A 20,871-nucleotide genomic window follows, 5' to 3' on the forward strand; every position below is an offset into this window, starting at 1 on the left:
TTAGGCACGCTGCCCACTTAGTTCGCCAGACGTAAGTGATGTCTCCACACCAGACCTGATTTGGAGCTTCGACATCAAACGCTCGGTTCAAGGTATTCGGTATATCTGGCCGCTCCACTGTGGCCTTTTTGTACGCATGTGATCCTGGCTGCTTGCTGATCAACGCCAGCTCACGCATCAGGCTGCGTACCTTGAACCGCCCGATTTGCTCACCCTCTTCTTGCATCATTGCCATGATGGTGCGGCTGCCGGGCGCACTTCGACCTCGCGTGAACAACTCATTCACTCGACTGCGCAACCGTAGTCGTTCAACGTCCGGAGTTCGCCTTCTGTGACGATGTGCGTAGTAACTTGAGCGAGTGACTTCGAACACTTCGCACAAACAATCAACGGGCTCATGGTCGCTGAGCTGGCGGATCAGCGCGTACGCTCGAGATCTTCCGACATCAAGAGCGCGGTAGCCTTTTTTAGTATCGATTTCTCGCGTTCAAGGCGCGTGATCCGGGCTTCCAACTCTTGGATTTTTTGCTGCTCTGGCGTCAACGCTTTGCTGGCCGGCGTAACGCCGCCGCGCTCCTGTTGAAGTTGATTAACCCATCGGCGCAGGGCCGACTCGACCAAGCCGAGCGAACGGGCCGCTTCGGCATGGCTGTAGCCTTGATCGAGCACCAGGCAGGCAGCTTCGCGCTTGAACTCAGGGGTAAAGGTACGGCGTTGCTTGGTCATCGGACACCTCTCTGTGGCGAGCATTCTCGCCTAAATGGGTGTCCGGGGTTAGTAGACCACTACACTTCCTGTAGGTTTAGAAAGCTGGTGACCGATGCAGCACCCAACCTAGAAGTTTGAGATACGTCCTATTCAGAAAGGACGGACCAAGGCCTAGGCTGAGTCTATGAAAATTGGCCACATGATCTTGCCTGCTTACGCGAGCGTTTATAAACCCGAGACAGCCCGGAATTTACTACGGCTGTTAGCGTTCGCCCTTGTGGTGGGCGTTTACATCGGAGCGTATAGTTTTTTACGCGTGACTCTAAATCAAGAAGTCTCATTAAGACGCAGTTACATGAACGAGGCGGTATTTAATGCTCAGCGTTTCTTCGTCAGTCGCAAAACGCTGCTTCAAATGATCGTGCTTTCCACAGTTGGCGATGCGAATTCTGATATCCACGATGACCATGGAGAGCAACTGCATTTCGTTTTGGGTGACGCTCAGAATCAATGGAGCCTATGGCTGACAAAGCGAATGCTTGCGCATTTGAGGAAGGAGCAAAACAGTCTTATATACGTGCCCGCAAGTGAGAGCATGCCTGTAAAACGCTTCCTGGTCGCCACGGAGTACGCACAAGCGGTACCGATGTATATATTACGGCGCCTTCGTGAAATCGATACTCATGATGATATTACGAAGGAAGAGTACTAGCTTAGCGATCCCGAGCAACCTGATTCGCCCATATACATATTTATCCGTCTGGACGTCCTTAAGAAAAACTCGGGTTGGCTCGGCTTGGAGGTCGATGGGCCACACCTAATCCAAGCCATACAGCACGAGCAGGCTGGCGCTTTTCAACTACTCGACACAAGCGGACTGCTAATCCTGAGTAATACACCGTTACAGCAACGTACGCCACTAGACGCTCAGAGTGCGCCAAACAGAACGACGGCGAGTTTTGGCTGGGAAGGGGGCCAATGGCTACCAGATAGTTTAACAATACGAAAGCAACTCGACTACTCCGACTGGCAGATCGTCTATAGGTTGAAACTGTTGTCGTTGCTTCCCGCCTTGTCGCTACCGCTCAGCCTATGTCTATTGATCTGCATAGTTTTCACAGGGCTCATGCTATGGTTAGTCCGCCGGGTCGAGCAGCGGCTGATAGCACCAGCGGCAGCGCGAATTGATGCTTTAGTTGAAAGCGAAGCGTTTTGCAGCGCCGTCATCCGAATTGCCCCGGTGGCTCTGTGCGTGCTGCGCCGCCATGATGGCGCTGTGGTTTTGGAAAATCACCTATCTGAACAATGGCTCGGTACAGGTGATGAGCGGGCGGACGTGTACCAAGAGTGGATACATCGAGCATTTGACTCGGAGTCAACCAATCACAATGTTGATGAGATGCAGTTGGCCGATGGTCGCCACCTTTCTTTGAGCTACACGCCGACACGGTATCAGCGTGAAGATGTCTTGATCTTTGCTTTCAGCGATATTACCACGCGCAAGTCTGCTGAGATGGCATTGCAACAGGCACGCACACTGGCCGATGCGGCTAACGAAGCCAAGACTCTTTTCCTGGCCACTATGAGTCATGAGATACGTACCCCTTTGTACGGCGTAGTTGCGACGCTTGAGCTATTGTCACGCACCCAATTGGATGCTCAGCAGCGCGGCTATCTGAAGGCGATCGAAGGATCGTCAGCGACGTTACTACAGCTGATATGCGATATGTTGGATGTGTCAAAGATTGAAGCGGGTCAGCTTGCGCTGGAGCTAAGCATTTTTTCTCCTATAGAATTAACTCAGGATGTCATACAGGGCTATTCAGGTGCGGCTAAAACCAAAGGTTTGCAGTTGTTCACTTGTATAGACCCGTCTTTATCCGAAGAGGTATTGGGAGATGTAGTCCGAGTTCGCCAAATTCTTGGTAACTTACTGAGTAACGCGGTTAAATTCACTGAGAGCGGACGTATCGTCGTGCGTCTTCAGGTGGTATATCGGGAGGGGGAGCGCACGATGCTCTCCTGGCAAGTGGTTGATACGGGCAAAGGAATCCCGGCAGAGGATCACAATCATTTATTCGAGCCTTTTTTCCAGAGTCATCCGAGCGCCAACGTTGTGGCAGGCACTGGTCTTGGACTTTCGATATGCAAGCGTCTTGTTCACTTGATGAACGGCTCACTACGAGTGTTTAGCGAGCCGGGACTGGGAAGCAGCTTTGCCTTTAGTCTGCCGCTTGAGCATGTAACCGTAAAAACACAACAGCGGTGGGCACTGCCACTGTCAAGCGAAATCATCTATGTGCAATCCTCTGTGCAGGAGCTGGCTGAGCACACTGCAGGTTGGTTGCGGCGCTGGGGCGCCAGAACTCGACTGATCGGGCCTGACGCTGCCCAACTGGATACTGACGGAATACTGGTCGAGTTGTGCCCCGGTCCAGCAAACACCGCACAACGCGCAGACTGGCCCGGCAGGTGGGTCCTTGTCTCACAGGACGGGCACAGCATCGTTCCGAAGTCCCAACACATTTGGCATGTCGGCCTCAACAACCTTCAAGCCCTGAACCGTGCGCTCAGTCAAGCACAGGGCCTTGGTACGCATGACGAACTTGTTGTATCGCATCAGCTGGCTGAAAAGCTTCACCTGCGCTTGCTGGTAGCAGAGGACAACATGATCAATCAGCTAATTCTCCGGGATCAGCTAGAGGAGCTCGGCTGCACTGTAGTACTGGCCCGAGATGGAGTAGAAGCTCTAGCGGTGTGGCGAGACGCTGACTTCGACATAGTCATTACCGACGTCAATATGCCCAAAATGAATGGGTATCAGCTGACCCAGCGGTTGCGCGAGCAAGGCTGCACAATGCCTATCGTCGGAGCTACTGCAAATGCCATGCTCGATGAAGCTGAGCGTTGCTTGAGTGCAGGTATGGATCACTTTCTGGTCAAACCCTTCACGCTGCAAGCGCTGTACCAATGCCTGCAGCCCTATAAGAGAGGCATGCCTTGAACGTGTATCGTGTGCTTATAGTTGAGGACCATCCGTTTCAGCATCAATATCTGGCCAACATATTCCTGGCGACGGGCGGTTTCGAAGTAGAACTCGTCTGGGATGGCGCCAGCGCCCTAAATCGCCTTTCCCACAACCGTTACGATCTATTGCTGACCGATCTGATGATGCCGCAAATGGATGGCGTCCAGCTAATTCAGCAGATTGCGCAGTTACATCGTCCTCCAGCGCTGGCACTGATGACCGCCGCTTCACGGCGTATGTTGATCGGCTCTGCGCAGGCTGCCAAGAATTTGGGATTGCATGTTGTAGGCTTGATTTCAAAACCGGTGCGTGCAGACGAAATCGTCAGCCTGCGTAAAAACCTTGATCTTCACATAGCAGAACAGGTGTGCGGTTATGGTAGACAAACGCGAGGATGCCGATCCCGCGCTACGCTCATCAAGGCCCTCGAGAATGAGGAGATACAAGCGTGGTTCCAGCCCAAGAAGTCTTTGCGAGACGGCGGCATCGTTGGCGCTGAGGCGTTGGCGCGTTGGGCTCATCCTATCGAAGGTGTGTTGATGCCCGGGGACTTCTTGAATGATGTTGAAAAAGCTCAACTGGAGATTGAGCTGCTGGGCAGCATGCTCGCCCAGACACTCCACGCACAGGCCCAATGGACCAAGATGGGGCATCCGCTGCCAGTGTCTATCAACCTGCCGACGCATTTGCTCGACCGGGGCGATCTCGTCGACAATTTACTCCGTCAGGTACTTGCCAGCCAGGCCGATCCTAGGCTGATAACCTTCGAATTGACAGAAAGCTCCACCACTCGATTTTCCAGCGACTACTACGCTGGAGCCTGTCGCCTTCGTCTGATGGGCTTCGGCTTGGCACAGGACGATTTTGGCAAAGGCTATAGCTCATATTTCAACCTAGTCTCGACTCCCTTTACAGAGCTCAAGATTGATCGCTCGTTGGTGTCGGGCTGCAGCGACAATGAAGGCCAGGCAGCGGCCCTGCTAAGCATCACAGATCTCGGACGCAAGCTGGGCCTGATCACAGTGGCGGAGGGTGCCGAAACGCAATCCGAGCTGGGAGTACTGCGGCGGATCCATTGTGATCTTGTGCAAGGCTTTATCATATCGCCGGCCGTAGCCAGGGACGATCTAGCTGCTTTACTCAAAATAGATGGCACTGGGCCTGCACTTCTCTAAAGCTTGATGGTCAAACGATTCAGCAAACGGAACTGCTGCCCTAGCCTTGGGTGATAAATGCTGAGCTTCCAGCGCACCGACCTTCTCCTACTGGCTGAGCACTTCCCATGAAACATGCAAGTCTGCGTCTGGACAAGCTGGCGCAAAGTTCCCAACGTTTGAACAAAGCGCTGCTATTGCTAACCGGATTGCTCATTCTGCTGTCCAGCACTTGCTATTGGGCTATCTCTCGATTGCTCGAAGCCGAGCAGCAACGCGTCGAGTTCCACTTTGCCCGTGTGATTGAGATCGTTAATGAGCATGAGGCTTTTCTGCGCAACGTAGCGACAGGTTATCGGCACAACACATCGCCACCATTGCGTTCGGTGCAGTCGGTTTCAGTCATGCAGACGCAGCGTACCGGTAACCAGGTTCTGCTCAAAGCCAAAGGGTTCGACCTGTCTCTGCCGTTTTTCCTTGCTCATAGCAGTGACTTCAGCAGGGATGACGAAAACCGGGCATTGGCCTTAGGCGTCCAGTTGACAGACTACTATGGCGGTTTCTGGGCCAGTTCTTTTTATGCCTCGCCGCAACTGCTGGTATTAACTCCCGACGGCGATGCCAGCTTGGCCATCCCGGCCCCCGAAGATAAGCGCCAGCATCTACCGATGCAGTCGGATCAGTACTCGACGATTGTCAGTCGTATTGAGCAACTGCGAAATGCCCAGAGCTCTATGAGCGATCATCGGGTGCGCTGGGTGCGCGCACCTTTGCGGCTCTATCGCGACCACCGCAGCATTGTCGCCATGATCAAGGTTAACGCCGCCAGTGCCCTGCTTCCCGCCGCCAAGGCACAAGGGCAATTGACCTTGGCGGCGCTGGTAGACACAGCACAAGTCGACGAGTACGAGCGTGTATTACGGTTGTCGGTTTACAACCAGTTCACCTTGGTCTCGCCTGAAGGCCAAGTGGTGCTAGGGGACCTCGGAGCTGATGACCCCGCCCCGTTGGGGCTGAGTTTCAATCGTGAAGGGCTACGCTTTAAGATGGTGTCTCCCAGCGGCGATCACTGGATCGGTTTGTACGGGATCACCTACCAGGGCTTTTTGCGCTATGCCAAGTGGCCGCTCGTGGGCTTAGCATTCACTATCATCGCATCGATTCTGATCGGATTGTGGATCAACCATTGGTACAAGTCGCGCATTGTGTTCCCCGCACAACGGGCACAGGTGCGTTTATTCGAGAGCGAAGCCTTCAATCGCATCATGCTGCAGCATGCCCCGGTGGGGCTGTGCGTGCTGCGTCGCGACGATCACCAGTTGTTGCTGGAGAACCAGCGTGCCGTGCAATTGGTCGCTACACCCGCCGTCATCCAGATGCTGGAGGGCCATCAAGGAGATCAGGCTCCCGGAGAGATGTGCCTGCTCGTGGAAGGCCGCTACCTGCAGGTGGTGGTCGTCGCTGCCCGCTACGAAGGCCAGGATGTATTTCTGTGCGGTTGCAACGACGTCACCCGTCACGTGGACGAAACCTTGATGCTCAATCAAGCTCACCGGCGGGCAACTGCCGCCAACGAAGCCAAGACGGTGTTTCTGGCCACCATGAGCCATGAAATCCGCACCCCTCTTTATGGAGTGCTGGGTAATCTAGAATTGCTTTCACTCACCGAATTGAGCGATCGACAACGGCAGTATCTGGAAATTATACAGGGCTCGTCGAGCGTGCTTTTCCAGCTGATCAGTAACGTGCTGGACGTTTCGAAGATTGAGTCTGGTCAGATGGCGTTGGAAGAGGAACCGTTCCATCCAGCTCAACTGGTCGAAGACGCGATGGCCAGCTTCGCTGCAACTGCTCATAACAAGGGCTTGGAGATTGATACTGAGATCGACCCGCAATTACCCGCGCAGGTGAACGGCGATGCTGGGCGTATACGTCAGATCCTGCACAACCTATTGGGCAACGCCATCAAGTTCACTGACTCAGGTCGTATTCGGTTGCGTCTCACCGTCCAGGCACGTACAGGAAATAGTGTCTCCCTGCAGTGGCAGGTGACCGACACCGGCGTCGGGATTCCTGAAGGGTCCATTGACCAGCTGTTCAAACCCTTTTATCAGGTCACGGCCGGTCAGGATGGTAACGGCGCCGGCTTGGGGCTTTCCATCTGCTCGCGACTGAGTAAATTGATGGGCGGCAGCATGCGGGTGGTCAGTGAACCGGGCCTGGGCAGCAGCTTCTCTTTACTCATCAGTCTACCGGTAGTCGACGCCCCATACCTTGCGTCTCAATCGCCGCTGTTGCCTTCCGGCCTGGATGCGCCCTGTTTGAACGTTCGGGTTCTGGTGGCCGAAGACAATCCTGTGAGCCAGGCCGTATTGCGCGAACAGCTTGAGGCCCTCGGCGCCTATCCCACCGTCGCCCAAGATGGCCAACATGCGCTGCAGATTTGGCATACTCAACCTTTCGACTTGGTGATCACTGACATCAACATGCCGCAACTCAATGGCTACGAGTTGGCGCAAGCCTTACGGGGGCAGGGCGTGACTGTGCCGATCATTGGTGTGACCGCCAACGCATTGCGCGAGGAGGGTCAGCGTTGCCTAGCGGTGGGCATGAATGGTTGGGTCGTCAAGCCGTTGAGCCTGAGCATGTTGCGCCAGGCCTTGTTGTCGTACTGCCAAAAAGCGAGCAGTCTGGTGGCGAATGCAGTGCAGGATCAAGAGGGTTGGATCGAATTGTCCAGCACCATGCGAGGGTTGATGGCCGAGACGTTGGTAGTGGATATTGAACAGATCGAACAAGGCCTGATAAAAATGGATGCAACCATGGTCCAGCAGCGTTTGCATAGTCTCAGTGGGGCGCTGGCAAGCGTCAACGCGCAAGCGCTTTACACGCAATGCCAACAGTTGGAAAACGCGCTCCATGGCGGTCCTCTTACCGCATCGGTGATTAAGCAAGTCCGAGCACTCTGCTCCCGCTTATCGGCGCTTGCTAATTACCTGGCCGTGGAACACAGTTGATGTCTATCTCCGCTGCAAACGAGGTTCTAAATGTCTGAGTTGAACGTTGTCATAGCGGACGACCATCCCATTGTTTTATTGGGTGTACGCGAGATCGTCCAGCGCAATTGCCGCTTTACGGTGATCGGCGAGGCCGTCAGCTCTACTGAGCTAGTCGAACAAATGCGCACGCACCGTCCTCAAGTGCTCATCACCGATTTCAACATGCCGGGCGATGACACTTACGGAGATGGGCTGAAACTGATCGACTACGTGCTGCGTAATTTTCCAGAGACGCAGATCCTAGTGCTGACGATGATTTCAAATATCCTCATACTTTCACGTTTGGAAGAGCTTGGCGTGGCTGGAGTGATCCAAAAAAACCATCTGCATCTGGAGATTGAGAAGGCACTTACAGCAATTAGTCTGCATCGCCGCTACAAGAGCCCGGCGCCGGAGACCCGCTTGGCAATGGGCAGTTCAGGACATATCGAAGATCGCTTTCAAAGCCTGTCGCCTCGAGAACTTGAGGTCCTGCGCCTTTTCGTCACGGGCATGACGGTCAGCGATATTGCCCGACAGCTTTCTCGCAGTAATAAAACCGTCAGCGCCCAGAAAGTCTCCGCCATGCGCAAGCTGGGCGTGGACAGTGATCAGGCGCTTATGACCTACTGCTTCGAAGCTAGGCAGTTCCAATAATTACAGATAGCTAATCTGCATCAGCAGGGTAGCGCTGAACGCACCTGCTTGGGGTAGCGCCTCCAGGGCAACAGGCTTGAGCCGCAGTTTTACCAACATTGGAACGTCGCCAGCCTTCCACTCGCTCTGTTGACCAAGTGTGAGTGCCGGGATTGCATCATTACCGACTAGCCGCAAACCCAGACCGGCCCGGTTGGTAAGAAGCGTCGCATTGTCGTAGGCTCCGGCTCCTGCCGTGACCATTAGAGTTACCTGACTGCCGGCACGGCAGTCGAAAACCAAGGGCACTTCGGTGACTGCTACCGAGTCCATTTTAAGTTGATTGATGTTGGCATTGCCCATCTTGATTTCCATGGGGCTGGAGAACTGCGGGCGACATGCCGGCGAAATCAAATTGCCGCCAATGTCTAGCTGCACGTGGTCCGCAGCCTGGGCATGTGTAAGTGCAGAGAGGGCCAGCAACAGCGACAGGGCTTTCATAGGTAATTGATCGTCATGACCAAGGCCGAGGTGAATCGCCCTGGCGACAGATCACCTAGCTTGATCAACTTGGCTTTCATGCTCATGTCAACCGATCCGCTCAGATTGGTAAAAGACTTGGCTGTCCCCTGAAGATTGGCTGTGGAATCGTTGTTAGCCCACAACATCGAGACACCGAGGTTGGCTACATTGGTTTTTGCGATCGTGGCACTGTGGGTGCCTTCCGAAACGGCAAATGAGACGTTGAGCGAGGAGCCAGCAGGACAGCGCAGCTGGATAGGAAGCGTCTTCGTTTCTGTCTCATCTATCTTGTCTATCTGGACATCTCCAAAGCTGGCCGTGAGCGAACTCGCGGTACTCATCGTACAAGGGGGGCGAGTCAAGGTGCCGCTGATGGTAATGTTGACTGTATCGGCAGCGTGAACAGTGGCGCTGAGTACGGCCAATACCAATAGCACATAATTCATAGTGACCTCACAGGTAATTGATGCGCAAAGTGTAGCTAGCCTGGAATGTACCAACAGACTTCGAATCCGACTGCCACTGAGGTTTGAAGGTAAGGTTTAGCGTATTTGCACCAGAGTTTAGATACACTCTCCGTGGATAGTCAAAGTTCACGGGATTACCCGTATCCGTCCATGTCGACTGCATGTTCAGCCCCATCAGGGTGGTTCTGGAAATTCCCAATTTAGCGTCGACCGGAGTTTGTGTCGGTACCAGAGTAATATCGGCGCTACGATCAACGGGGCAATTGACGACAATGCTTGTGGATGTGCTCTGCGAGCCTGAATCGGTCCCGTTGAAGCGTCCCATGTTCAGTGCCACCGAACTCGACGATCCCAGCGTGCAAGCCCTCGCTGCCACGGTGTAGCGTAAGTTCATGGTATGTATCCATTCCGCGTAATTAGGGAAACCCACTGCGGTGATACCCAGCCGGATCGTAGCGGTATAAGTGCCAGGTGATTGAGGTGCCGTCCCCATTATATTATAATAATAGTTGACGTTTCCATTGACAGGGATAGCTGGGCAGTTCACCGGCTGGTACGATCCAAGGCACGCGCCACCGTAGCTCCCTAGACCTAGCTCGCTCATTCGGGTCTTGCTGTAGCCGTCAAAGACAAACAGCGCAGCAGGATTGGAGCCTGAAGTATTAGTAATCTGTAGGTTCGCCCCTGCCCCATAGGGAAATACCCGCAAAGCAACACATCTGCCACTGAAACCGACGGTCATAAGCTCACCAGGCTCGAACGTGTAATTTCTTTCGAGAACAGAGGTTGCGCAACTCATGCTGCCACCGATTAATGCATGGGCTGACTGGGCGAACCAAGTGCTGCCTACCAGCAGTACGAAGCGTGCGGTGAGTTTAAGAACGTTCGAAAAACTGCGGATTTTCATGGTTTGATTTCCTGCACATTGTGGGCGCCGGCGTGCTCGCACTGTATGTCCATCGTGATGATGCCGCTGGCGGGCTCCGGTTCATCCAGGTGCAGATCGCTGTAACACCACGTCTCACTCCCCATACTGACTCTGAGTCGAGCTTGGTTGGGGACGCCTGTCAGAAAAGCTCGACCGTTGTCGGCTATCAGCGCACTCGCCAACAAATCGCCTTCTGCATTGAATAACTGAGCGTTAGCGGCGAAGGGTGCCGCTTTGCCCTGGGAATCGGCGATGCGGAACAGAATTCGGTGGCCACTGCGCGTCGCGAAGTTCGCTACCACGAAGGCACCGCGGTTGGGGATGACATCCTGAACTAGTTGTTCAATATCTACGTTCTGGGCGATTGTCTTGCTATCGAGTGAGACTCGATTCTTGCGGTAGGGCATCGCCGAGGGCATCACCGTGTAGCCATTGCCATTGGTACGCACGCCACGTTTGCCCGCTACTGATACCTGCGCCGCATCTGGAGCGGCAATGATCACGTTGGTTTCGCCCAGCTGTTGCCCCAGCATCATTTGATCGGCGTATGCGACGACCGAACCATCGAGTCCCACGTCGAGTTGACGGCTACTACCGGTCTGGGTGTAGCCACCTCGCAGTGTCGCACGTGCGCCCTCATATTGTCCGGACAGAGAGCCTACTTGGCTATTTTGCCCCCGGCTGGACTGCCGGGCGACGCCGACGTTGTATGACAGCACATCGTCCTCCAGCGCGTTGCCGCTAAGCGTAGCCATCTGCGAATTTGTCCCGCTACTGCTATGACTTGTGCTGGCCGAGATTCGACGTCTACTGTTTGGGTCACCCAGCGGCATGCTTACGCTGAAGGTGACATTCCGATCCTTGCTCTGACCTTCTGTAACGCCAAGCGCTAGGGAGTAGGAAACATTACCGGTGCTGAAGTTGTAACCAAGCTGAATAGTAGTGTCGGCAACCGCCTTATCCCAGTACGCCGACTTGGATATGTTAGAGTAGAGACTGCCGAAGCCGCCCAATTGTTGGGAGACGTTCGCGCTGAAATTACTTTTCATATGGCCTCGACGGTATTCTTGCCGGCTCAAACTCTCGACTGAGGCATCAAAGGAGCTGCCAAGTAAATCACTGCGGCTGTCAAGTGCTTCTTTGAATGAGTAGTAACCGCCGGTGGAATAGCGATAACCTAACAAGCTGAAATTTGTGTCCGTGAGCGCTACCGATTTGGAGTATCGAAAGCGGAATGATTGGCCGCTTGCGGTGGCATTCTCCGCGCCAAGCCCGGCGCTACGTGCATGGGTAACGTCCAACGAGATCGCGCCAAAACCTGCGAAGTCGTGGGCTAAGCCGAACAGACCGGCACTGTACTTGGCGCTGAGCACACCGCCTCCGAATAATGTGGTGCCGCCGGCTAGGCCACGTCGCGCGGTCATCTGTGCGAATCCCGGTGCCGGTGAGCCCGCGACTGAAGACGATGACCGATAGCGCCCCGTATACAATGCATATGTCGTCTGCCCCTCGCGTAACATATAGGGAACAGATGCGAAAGACTGGGTATAGACCTGCGATTGTCCATCAGCGCTTTCCACCGTTACCTCGAGGTCGCCGTTATTAGTCGTCGAATACAGATCCGAAATTGCGAACGGCCCGGAAGGCACCCACTGTTCCTTAATCACGTAGCCGCGTTGTCGAATAATTACGCGGGAGCGGCCGTTGGCGATGCCGCGGACCACCGGCGCGAACTGACGAGCGTCATCAGGCAGCATGTCCAGGTCAGATGCGATACCAACGCCGCGGTATGGAATGGCGTCGAACAGATCCCCCTCAGTGGTAGCATCCCCCAGCGTCGCGATTGCCATGAAACTACCCATGTCCCGTTGAACATAAGACTCCAGCGACTCCCAGCGCCCGGGAGTAGTATTGCCATTGCGCCATGTAGAAAAATTACGCAACCGCCAGGCCCCGGCATTGACGCCGCTGCGAAAACTGGCGAACTGGTCTTGGCGTCGATCACCTGAATCAATCACGGAACTACCCGACAGGGAGTAGCTGGTGAACGCCACAGCCTCGCCGTTGCTCCATTGTCGCCGCCGCACTTCAAAAGGAATACTTCCCAGATAGGCCTGGGGTATTTCGATGTCCAGCGACTGTTGGTTGAAATCATAGTCATAAGTCACACCGGCCAGCCCCTGATCGAAGGCAACACACGTCGGATCGGCATCAACGCGCTTGTCCATTACTTTGCTGGCTACACCTTGAGAGTGGAAGAACTCGATATCCAGGCACGGGAACAACCCAGTATCGGATTGTTTTGGGTCCATAGTGCGCACGAAGCGGATGTCCTGCTTGGTGACATAGCGCTGGTTGACCGAGACGTCGACCCGGTACACCCCCGGTAGCTGTCCTTCGCCGATGGCACTGATCTGCTGCTTAACCTGCGCTGAACTCTGGCCACCCCCGATCTCCAGAAAGGTTGAGTCAAACTCAAAGCCAGCCTCTGCAGGGAGAATGGCCAAGGCCAGAACGGCGGATAAAAGAAAGCCGAAGGCCTTCACGGCGTCATAGCGCATGAATGTGGAAAAGGTGAACATGGACGATCCTGGTGGGGCGTAGTGCTGTCAGCGCAGGGTTACGGCAGGTGCTGTGATGCTGGTGCCATAGTCATCGATATAGCTCAACGAAATCTGATCGCCACTGCTACCCTTCACCGGTAATACACGATGTTCACCGGGCTTAAGTACGTCGGTTTGTGCGGTTAGCGCCGTACCGTTGACTTTTAGATCGCTGACGACAACGTGAAATTTCGAAGGGTTGTAGACCGAAAGGGTCCCGCCCGCCGCTTGCCAGTCCAGCGCTGCCACGGCCTCCTTGGGCGAGCCATTCAGCCCGGCAGGGCGGTAAAACAACTTGATGGTGGTTTTCAGGGCAATCTGTAGCACGTTTGCGTCACGCTGATCATCGCGCGTCGCAGGGATCGCTTTGACGTTCATCAGGAACATACTTTCTTGATCTTGAGGCACGTCGCCACCGCCGGTAAAGATCACCCGAACAATGTTCTCTTTGTTGGCGTCCAGCCGAAATAGTGGTGGCGTGACGATGAACGTGTTGAGACTGGCATCATTACCCGTACCGTACTGGCTGACCCAGGACTGCACCAAGTAGGGCGAATCGTCCTCACGGTTGCTGACGGCAAGGTTGGCTTCGTTCTGCTTTCCGTCGTAGATCAATCGGGTCGCCCCGACCATGACCGCTGCTTGTGAGATGCTGGCGAACAGCAGTGATAACAGCGCTAGCGCGCTAAGGAGTGTTTTGCGCATTTTGCTTGTACCTCGGGAACCGAGGGCCATGACAAGCATGGCCCTCGTGGGGTTTAGCGGTAGGTAACGTCGAAAGTGGCCAGTGCATTCACCTTACCGGTACCGATACCCGATGTCGTAACTTGGTTAGGCGAGTCACCAGTGGTCACATCCAGCGTCGTACGAACGTAGGAAGCAACAAAGTCGAAAGTGTTGGACTGAGGGCGCATTTCGTAATCTTCGGTTGCGACGTTCAGAGGAACTTTGTTACCTGTTCGCGCATCGTCGATTTGAATCGCGATACCTTTGACCTGGTTGTCACCTGTTAGGCCGAGCAGGGTGTTATCTACTTGATCAGGCTGCCCACTAAATTTGATCTGGACGTTGTTACGCGTAGCCAGAGAGCAGTTTTCCAAGGTCAGCGAAAAAGTTTTGGGTTTGGCTTTCGCGCCCACCTGGTTGGCGAAGTCAGCAATACGTACTGGATCAAGCGTGACCGACTTAGTCATGTCGTTGGTATTGATGGTGCATGCGTTATCGGTCACCGAACCAGTGAAAACGATTTGACCACTGTCGGCGAAGGACACAGCGCTTGCCAAGAGGCCAAATGAAAGGGTTAATAAGCTTAGCGATTTATGCATTATAATTTCCTCGGGCTTTTAAACTTTACTAACTATCGAGTAGTAAGCCACTCAAATATACAGTGCACAATTATGATATGACATGAGACCGATCCTAATTCTTAGTCTACATGCATTAAAAGCAGAAAATTTTATTAAATAAAATATGTCTTATAAATTGAGATTTGTCTTAGAGTATTTGAGGCTGAGATAAGGTAATTGGAGGTGCTAAGCAGAAAACCAGAGTTTGATGTCTTTCAACATCACGGGCAAAGAACTGTAGTGCATCCACTCAGACCTCTAGAGGCGCGGCTGGCGCTGCGGGGCGGAGTTCGTACAGCGTGCTTTGCACCAGCTGAATGAATTTAATGGAGTCGAATATGGTCGAGCGATCCCATCATGAATTACGGAAGTCGTTTGGCAATCTGCTCTAAGGACACCCATGTCATGCAGCAACAGGTCGGTATAGGGGAAGATCCGTTGCCCGGAAAGCTCTGATAGCGCGTGTTCCCCAGGATGGACGATGGCAGGCCGCGCACCAGGCGGTATGGAACACGCTCTTGCCCTTGAGCACTTGGGGTGACTCGGCATCTCTGCGCGCAGGTACGCCCAGGGTACGGGTGTAGAACAGCACTTGGTCGCGAATCTTGTCACTGACTTCCGGGGATCCTCCTTGGGGCGCCTCGCGGCATGCGGATTGACGCTCGGTACAGTCGTCGGTGGGCAGCAGGCTGCTGGTCAGACCCATGTCTCCCGCAAAGGCATGGGCATTTTGCTGGTCCAACGTAGGCTGGCCGGCTTTCCAGCCAAAGCGACCAGTTCGTGTTTGCTGGTGTAAGTCGTCCCAGACTTTGTTGAATTGACCACGCACCGGACCGCCGGCGTCAGCCTGAAGCGCAGCGTTCTGCTCCAGGTCGCTGTCGCTAATAACCTCCAGCAATCCAAGCCCGATCATTGGCGGTGCTACGCGTAATGACATTTGCGTCTGAGGATGCATCGGCCCATAACCCAGTTGGACGATGGTGAAAGAAGGCTTGCGCAGTGTGACCGTTTGGCCGTCGGCAAGCGTGATGGCATAGGGTTCGTAGTGCAATTGGACTCGGCCTTCCGGCGCGTGTCCGTCTATGGCTTCATCTTGTAGTTGCCCCCCGTAGGTGGGCTCGGGGACAACGCCAAGGCGCTCAATCAATGCGGCTTGCTCGGCGCTCTGTGGGATCGACATGTCTTTCTGGTACTGCGCATCAGCCGACAGGCGCCAAGGCCCGGTCTCGTAGGGGGTGCCCAGCGACAGCGATTTCTGCGGCGCGTAGGGCAGGGTCTACAACGCGGCGGTTGACCAGTACTGGCGGTGGATGAGCCTCCAAGGCGCGTAGGCTCTGGCTGCGACAGTTTTAATTCTCTACGCCATTGCTGCGAACCGTAATTTTGGGCAGTTGCGACAGTTTTGCGCTTTCTTGGAACTGTGCTGGAAGCCACGGAAGCCGGGGGGCTCTCGCGACAGTTTTAATTCTCCAAATCCAAGGGTGTGGCTTTGAACAATAAAGATTGACACAAGCTATTAAAGTTTGACACAACGCGTAAACCCCCGTATCTACGGGGGTTTTACGTTTCTGGGTCAAGCCGTTGGTCTGGATCCGCCGCTTCGCTTTTCAGCGGGAGTAGTCTAGGAAGCCCTTCAAAGTGGCCTCGCAGTGGGCCGTATTTTCCTATTACTTTTTTTGAGAGTGAGGTGAAGCGGTCCAGGTGGACTGAGGAGGTAAGGTTGCGCGGTCGTCGGTTTGCGTCAAAGCAGGACATAGAACGGCACATCGCCAATGGATTTGGTGGCGGAGCCGGAGCCGGTTACATGCCTTGGTTGCGTGTGCAGGATGTCCCGTCGAGAGGGGGTATGTCAGAAATTTTGTGTTCGGGCATAACATGAGCAAGAGGTGCATGTATGCCAACCAAGAAGAAACCCCTGCGGGCAGTGGCTACATCTCACTGGTCCTTCAGGGCCAGTTACGTTTGGTCTGGACGCTCCAGCCAATTTCTTCATTACCGCAGGAATAGGCATAACCCCGACGATCACCAAGCTCACAGCACTTGTGCAAGCACGTTACCCGCATCCTGTACGGGTCGTGCACACCGTGAAATGCAGCGACGACTTAGCGCTGTGGGATGAGGTCACTAAGCTGGTAGGGCAGCTAAGCCAAGGTGCTATCGCCCTGCATGTGACCGAGGGGAACAGTGAAATTGAAGGCGCGATCAACTACAGGCCGGATATATCCGCGTTAATCGCCGACGCTGCCGAGCGTGGCGCTGCCATCCATGTTTGCGGGCCTGAAGGCTTTCAGGGCCAGATAAAGAACAGCGTGGTTCAAGCGGATGCTGTGGATCGGCTGCACATGGACAGCTTCGCGCCCCCTGACAGTCCAGTGGAAATGCGCAAAATCCCCGAATGTGGGCCATTCCAGGTCACCTTCAGCAGATCAGGTGTCACTGCATTATGGCAACCCACAGATGGAACCCTCCTGAGCTTCGCAGAAGCCAAGGGGCTGGTATTACCTGCCCATTGTCGTGCTGGCATATGCCAAACCTGTGAGTGCGCCGTATTGGACGGGAAAATTATTCCCCTGATTAATGCCGGTAGCGCTAAATCCGGGTGTGCGCTCATGTGCGCGTCCGTACCGGGGACTGATATCACCGTTGATTGCTGAATCATAGATTAAGCACCAGCGAGGTTAACTGTTTTTGATGAGATAATTGATAAACAAACGAAATAATTCCGCATTCCCCGCAATGCCCAAGCGCTGCCAGATATTATGCCGGTGCACTTTCACTGTGCCTTCTGAAATCCGAAGCTTGCGAGAGATTGACTGGCTGCTGTGGCCCTGCAGGATAAGTTTGGCCACGAGGCGCTGGGTTTCGGTCAACTGGCCCTGGAGGATATCAACAAAGGCGTCCTCCAACTGGCTGTCCGATTCCTGCGGATCTGCCAAGTCCTGGGCGTATCGGGACAATGAAGCCCATTTCCTCAATCAAGCTACCGTGATGCGTCGAGACGCAGGGGTGGATGTCATGAGAGATGGCAAATCCGGAGGCGAAGAAGCTGTCTGGGGCCAACTCGCTCATGCGCCAAAGGCCAGAGGGATGGTTGTTGGTACAGGCGACGTAGAACGGGTCGAGCAGATAGCCGCCGCGCGGGTAGGCTTTCAGGGTACGTTCGGACGCTGATTGTAGCCGTCGTGAATGAGCAGCGCGGGCTGGTTGAAGCGAAACAGGTAGGCGTGTCTCATCCTGATGAAGTCTTGCAGGTCCGTGTGCTCTCGGTCACTTAGGTAGTCAGTGATGGCGATTTGCCATTTTTGTGACAAAATTTCATCAGGCCCAGCATTTACACCTTGATATCAAAACGATAGCTTACGCACCATTGTGATTGTGTTCACACCTCATACGTCTATCAGTAGGCCCAGAAATGCGTTTGGTTAAACTGTTATCATCACGTTGTGACGGCTTGGATTGCATTGCGTCAAACATGACCTAACCTGCTCGCATGAGCCTGCGCAGGCGAACCAACAGGCAACCGGAAGCGTCATAGGGTTTGGCGATCATCGCCAGGTGGTGAGAAGGCGCCACCCACATGGTCCACCGCGACAGATGCGCGGTTGAACGGAATCGGGACAAGAAGGTACGTAGAGGCTAAATGTCTAAATTGGAATCGAGGTTTGCCAAGCATATCCACCTCTCCAGAGGTAGAAACGCTATCGATCGCTTGCTTCTCGGCTTTGAATGGCATTCAGAGCTGGATCAAAGCGCTATGGTCAATTTGTCGACCATCGTTCGCGATATCGCTGTGCTTCCCCGTTGCATCGAAATCAGGTCCGCTGAAAAAGAGATTGCGGATCCAAAGTCGGATTTCGCTGCATTCAATGACTCTTCGAATTTGACACATATTATAGCCGACGATGGAGAGGGTTCCGACTCGGTTGATACTGAAAAATCCATTGAGCTCAATGTTCGCGAAAATGGATTTATGATCCTGCTTAATAGTGTAGCGCACTCCGATTGGGAAAATAGCCGCAATCGTGCGTTAGAGACCTCTGAAGCTGCAGTTGCTGAACTATTGAATAGGGTTTTACCAGAATCGATAGGGCTTAAGGTCGTTACAAGTTTCGAATTTGATCGCGAACTTCGCTTTGATGAGATTTTGAATGTTCAAAGTGATTTTATTCCGGCATCTACATTCAATGGTGGTTCATACTGGCGGTTTGAACACTCGTTTTACGAACCTCTCGCTAACGGTAAAGCTATTAAGACAACTTTTCACTTGCTGCATTCCCCATCAACCCATGATAGGGACAGACTTGTTATTAGTTGTCTGCATCGTTTGATATTTGGTGATCCTGCACCCATTGCCCCAAATGTGCTGCATAATGCGTATGATAATTTGTACAAAAAACACCAAACGATCGTTGCCTCTCTCCTAAGTGAAGATGCTGGAGAGTTTTTTGGCTTAAGGCCAGAAGGTGACAATTATGCATCCTAATACTCAGGATTTTGTAGTTAATCAGGCTCTACTTGTCCGTCTGGCGAAAGAAGACAATGCCGACCGCGATTGTTTTTACCGCCAGTCTGAGGTAGTTTCGATTAACAGCGATTATCCTAGCGTAACGGTCGTAAATGCACGCTCGCCCGCTAGTCATCGGTCTTTCCCCTACCCAGAGGGTATGGGTTTCCTTGGCGCCGACCGATGGAGAGATTCGTCTTGTGTAAGCAAGGCACGTAGTTTTCTGAGCGATTATCCGACATATTCTGGCGAAGAGCTAAGTGTTCAACTCATGTTGAAAATTGCGCACTTCAGCGACCAGGTCGATTGTACGAAAATGTCGGCTTTGATCATTGGCGCTCATTTTTATGAAGCCAGTGGTGCTCCAGACTATGGCAATGCATTCGCACGCCTTACCGATTTTGAGAGTGAAGAACCTGACTGGGATGGTATGAATGGTCAGCCTGCTGATGGTCACACCGCTCAAGCAGTTAGGCAGTTGTTGAACCTTGCTCGAGAGCTTCATATTTCACGGCCCAGCTTGACGTTGAGCAATAATGGTGCTGTTTCAGTGATTTGGAAAGATAACACCAGATTTGCTAACTTGAAGTTTAAAGGACATGATCAATACTCTGCCATTGTGTTAGTTGACCGAAAGCCGTTTCTAACCATGAACTGTGCGGTAGGCCAGTTACCACAAGAATTAGAACAATTTCTGATTGAGAGCTTCAAGGAAGATGTCACAACTCATTTGCCAAAATTGCCAACAGGTCTTCGCTAGTTCGCTAGGAAAGCCAACTGCAGCCCAAAAACTTTCTAAGGTTTTGGAGTGTGAAGACTGCAATGCCGAGACCCACTCGACGACAGAATGCTCGCCGGGCATCGTGCTCAATGATGAAATGGTGGCATCTTGCGCGTGTCATCCTTACCACGTTCTGGAGGACGGCAGCCTCTCGCCCGAAACTGTTGCGCACGCCTACGCGCAAGGTATGTCTGTCACTAGGTTGAGTAAGGTGGAAACCGGGGAAGCGCATGTCATGAACTTCTGCGCTGCCCAGTTCACTGGTCAAGGGAAGGGCGCACGCGGTAAGAAGAAAGCTGTGGGTATTGCGGTTGTCCGTACTGGCGATGCCCGTGAGGTCTTTTACGATACTGGGGGTCAAGCGTTCAAGGTCTACGACACCGCTAACCCGACCATGGGCTTCCATGCAGATATTTTTGCAACAGCTTTCTTTGGGAATTCTGAAGAGCTTTCGCTTGAAGATCAGGCGGTACGATTGGCCGCTCAAATGGCTTTGATCGATAAGATGGAACTGAAGCCGCTTCCGACATGAATATAAGTAAGCATTCTGCTTGGTTCAGTGATTTAGATTCTAATCTTGTACAAGTAACTCCCCCCCCTCCACACCGAATTCACAGTTTTATGGTCGATAGCAAAGTCGCGATCGACCTCTTCGATCCGAAAGTGTCTGCCTCAAGGTGAAATAACCCGATACTCACTTAAATAGTCTTATTCCAAGCCCAAAAATCGCTTACTACCCACCATGCGATTGAGCCTTTGGCTCCATAAAGTCTTGTCAATCTTTATTATCTCTAAATCAGTGGCGAGATGTTTTTTTGCTTGCCATACTCTCTAGATGGAAGGAGCTGGCAGCGGCTGTGAGGAATTCGGCTTCCTGGCGCAGTTTTTCTAAGTCCTTTGCGGGAGCGCAGCCTTGAGCTTCGGTATACCTACGTTGGGCAGCGATGGCAGTTTCCCACAGCTGAAACTGCTGCTGGATCTTCACAGAATCGATCTCGCTCATCTCTATGATCCTCACAATTGTGAACGGTCTCATCACTATAGCCCTCTGAAGAGACTTGAGGCCAAAGTCATCTGATGGATACTCAGGTTCGCGTACGCAATCCTTTATCTTCAATGCTCAGGAGCAGTTGAAACCCGTAAAGGCATCGGTCGG

At 53.3% G+C, this 20,871-nt stretch carries 15 protein-coding genes and 3 pseudogenes; 8 read left to right on the forward strand and 10 right to left on the reverse strand.

Features of this window, described 5'->3' with window-relative positions; all coding sequences use genetic code 11:
* Window positions 1-13: 13 nt before the first annotated feature.
* A pseudogene (locus NJ69_RS22525) lies at window positions 14-726 on the reverse strand (IS3 family transposase); the annotation flags it as partial.
* Between the two features lie 166 nt (window positions 727-892).
* Between NJ69_RS22525 and NJ69_RS19135 the strand changes: the two are divergent.
* The 4 genes and pseudogenes from NJ69_RS19135 (at window position 893) to NJ69_RS19150 (ending at window position 8,585) form a co-directional block, all read left to right on the forward strand.
* A pseudogene (locus tag NJ69_RS19135) lies at window positions 893-3,712 on the forward strand (ATP-binding protein).
* Complete coding sequence (locus NJ69_RS19140) at window positions 3,709-4,911, forward strand: EAL domain-containing response regulator (RefSeq protein ID WP_039582339.1); 1,203 nt, start codon at window positions 3,709-3,711, stop codon at window positions 4,909-4,911. The pseudogene NJ69_RS19135 and the gene NJ69_RS19140 overlap by 4 nt, the downstream one beginning before the upstream one ends.
* A 107-nt stretch (window positions 4,912-5,018) precedes the next feature.
* Window positions 5,019-7,907, forward strand: a complete 2,889-nt coding sequence (locus NJ69_RS19145; protein ID WP_039582341.1) for a hybrid sensor histidine kinase/response regulator — start codon at window positions 5,019-5,021, stop codon at window positions 7,905-7,907.
* 30 nt (window positions 7,908-7,937) lie between these two features.
* On the forward strand, window positions 7,938-8,585 hold the full coding sequence (locus tag NJ69_RS19150) for a response regulator (RefSeq protein WP_039582342.1): 648 nt from the start codon (window positions 7,938-7,940) through the stop codon (window positions 8,583-8,585).
* Here NJ69_RS19150 and NJ69_RS19155 read toward each other — a convergent pair whose 3' ends face one another.
* The 7 genes and pseudogenes from NJ69_RS19155 to NJ69_RS19180 form a co-directional block, all read right to left on the reverse strand.
* Window positions 8,586-9,065 carry a fimbrial protein gene (locus NJ69_RS19155; protein WP_039582343.1) on the reverse strand — a complete coding sequence of 160 codons (480 nt, stop codon included), beginning with the start codon at window positions 9,063-9,065 and terminating at the stop codon, window positions 8,586-8,588.
* Window positions 9,062-9,532 carry a fimbrial protein gene (locus NJ69_RS19160; RefSeq protein WP_039582345.1) on the reverse strand — a complete coding sequence of 157 codons (471 nt, stop codon included), beginning with the start codon at window positions 9,530-9,532 and terminating at the stop codon, window positions 9,062-9,064. The genes NJ69_RS19155 and NJ69_RS19160 overlap by 4 nt, the downstream gene beginning before the upstream one ends.
* A 7-nt stretch (window positions 9,533-9,539) precedes the next feature.
* Window positions 9,540-10,460 (reverse strand): fimbrial protein, encoded by a 921-nt coding sequence (locus NJ69_RS22690; protein ID WP_155290551.1) that lies wholly within the window; start codon window positions 10,458-10,460, stop codon window positions 9,540-9,542.
* Complete coding sequence (locus tag NJ69_RS19165) at window positions 10,457-13,063, reverse strand: fimbria/pilus outer membrane usher protein (protein ID WP_052192159.1); 2,607 nt, start codon at window positions 13,061-13,063, stop codon at window positions 10,457-10,459. The genes NJ69_RS22690 and NJ69_RS19165 overlap by 4 nt, the downstream gene beginning before the upstream one ends.
* A gap of 27 nt (window positions 13,064-13,090) precedes the next feature.
* Window positions 13,091-13,789, reverse strand: coding sequence for a fimbrial biogenesis chaperone (locus tag NJ69_RS19170; protein WP_039583318.1), 699 nt, complete (start codon window positions 13,787-13,789; stop codon window positions 13,091-13,093).
* Window positions 13,790-13,842: 53 nt separating this feature from the next.
* Window positions 13,843-14,409: a fimbrial protein gene (locus tag NJ69_RS19175; RefSeq protein WP_039582347.1), complete on the reverse strand. Its 567-nt coding sequence runs from the start codon at window positions 14,407-14,409 to the stop codon at window positions 13,843-13,845.
* Between the two features lie 279 nt (window positions 14,410-14,688).
* Window positions 14,689-15,610 (reverse strand): annotated as a pseudogene (locus NJ69_RS19180) (di-heme oxidoredictase family protein).
* Between the two features lie 706 nt (window positions 15,611-16,316).
* On the opposite strand from NJ69_RS19180, the gene NJ69_RS19185 reads away from it, so the two are divergent.
* Window positions 16,317-17,084, forward strand: a complete 768-nt coding sequence (locus NJ69_RS19185; protein ID WP_080754780.1) for a flavin reductase family protein — start codon at window positions 16,317-16,319, stop codon at window positions 17,082-17,084.
* A gap of 24 nt (window positions 17,085-17,108) precedes the next feature.
* Here NJ69_RS19185 and NJ69_RS23075 read toward each other — a convergent pair whose 3' ends face one another.
* Window positions 17,109-17,387 (reverse strand): helix-turn-helix domain-containing protein, encoded by a 279-nt coding sequence (locus NJ69_RS23075; RefSeq protein WP_348529583.1) that lies wholly within the window; start codon window positions 17,385-17,387, stop codon window positions 17,109-17,111.
* A gap of 683 nt (window positions 17,388-18,070) precedes the next feature.
* On the opposite strand from NJ69_RS23075, the gene NJ69_RS22695 reads away from it, so the two are divergent.
* From NJ69_RS22695 to NJ69_RS19195, 3 genes are read left to right on the forward strand one after another with little or no spacing between them, the layout of a single operon-like run.
* Window positions 18,071-18,913, forward strand: coding sequence for a hypothetical protein (locus NJ69_RS22695; protein ID WP_155290552.1), 843 nt, complete (start codon window positions 18,071-18,073; stop codon window positions 18,911-18,913).
* Window positions 18,903-19,694 carry a hypothetical protein gene (locus tag NJ69_RS22700; protein WP_155290553.1) on the forward strand — a complete coding sequence of 264 codons (792 nt, stop codon included), beginning with the start codon at window positions 18,903-18,905 and terminating at the stop codon, window positions 19,692-19,694. The genes NJ69_RS22695 and NJ69_RS22700 overlap by 11 nt, the downstream gene beginning before the upstream one ends.
* Window positions 19,651-20,247, forward strand: coding sequence for a hypothetical protein (locus tag NJ69_RS19195; protein WP_039582351.1), 597 nt, complete (start codon window positions 19,651-19,653; stop codon window positions 20,245-20,247). Before NJ69_RS22700 ends, NJ69_RS19195 begins: the two co-directional genes overlap by 44 nt.
* Window positions 20,248-20,511: 264 nt before the next feature.
* On the opposite strand, the gene NJ69_RS19200 is transcribed toward NJ69_RS19195, so the two are convergent.
* Complete coding sequence (locus tag NJ69_RS19200; protein ID WP_039582353.1) at window positions 20,512-20,718, reverse strand: hypothetical protein; 207 nt, start codon at window positions 20,716-20,718, stop codon at window positions 20,512-20,514.
* Window positions 20,719-20,871 lie beyond the last annotated feature (153 nt).

The organism is Pseudomonas parafulva (assembly GCF_000800255.1).
In the GTDB taxonomy this organism is placed as follows: domain Bacteria; phylum Pseudomonadota; class Gammaproteobacteria; order Pseudomonadales; family Pseudomonadaceae; genus Aquipseudomonas; species Aquipseudomonas boreofloridensis.

Excerpts from the sequence above, each read along its gene's own strand:
- NJ69_RS19145 (WP_039582341.1), top strand. The coding sequence starts at position 5,019 with ATGAAACATGCAAGTCTGCGTCTGGACAAGCTGGCGCAAAGTTCCCAA.
- NJ69_RS19150 (WP_039582342.1), top strand. The coding sequence starts at position 7,938 with ATGTCTGAGTTGAACGTTGTCATAGCGGACGACCATCCCATTGTTTTA.
- NJ69_RS19155 (WP_039582343.1), bottom strand. The coding sequence starts at position 9,065 with ATGAAAGCCCTGTCGCTGTTGCTGGCCCTCTCTGCACTTACACATGCC.
- NJ69_RS19160 (WP_039582345.1), bottom strand. The coding sequence starts at position 9,532 with ATGAATTATGTGCTATTGGTATTGGCCGTACTCAGCGCCACTGTTCAC.
- NJ69_RS22690 (WP_155290551.1), bottom strand. The coding sequence starts at position 10,460 with ATGAAAATCCGCAGTTTTTCGAACGTTCTTAAACTCACCGCACGCTTC.
- NJ69_RS19165 (WP_052192159.1), bottom strand. The coding sequence starts at position 13,063 with ATGTTCACCTTTTCCACATTCATGCGCTATGACGCCGTGAAGGCCTTC.
- NJ69_RS19170 (WP_039583318.1), bottom strand. The coding sequence starts at position 13,789 with ATGCGCAAAACACTCCTTAGCGCGCTAGCGCTGTTATCACTGCTGTTC.
- NJ69_RS19175 (WP_039582347.1), bottom strand. The coding sequence starts at position 14,409 with ATGCATAAATCGCTAAGCTTATTAACCCTTTCATTTGGCCTCTTGGCA.
- NJ69_RS22695 (WP_155290552.1), top strand. The coding sequence starts at position 18,071 with ATGTCTAAATTGGAATCGAGGTTTGCCAAGCATATCCACCTCTCCAGA.
- NJ69_RS22700 (WP_155290553.1), top strand. The coding sequence starts at position 18,903 with ATGCATCCTAATACTCAGGATTTTGTAGTTAATCAGGCTCTACTTGTC.
- NJ69_RS19195 (WP_039582351.1), top strand. The coding sequence starts at position 19,651 with ATGTCACAACTCATTTGCCAAAATTGCCAACAGGTCTTCGCTAGTTCG.
- NJ69_RS19200 (WP_039582353.1), bottom strand. The coding sequence starts at position 20,718 with ATGAGCGAGATCGATTCTGTGAAGATCCAGCAGCAGTTTCAGCTGTGG.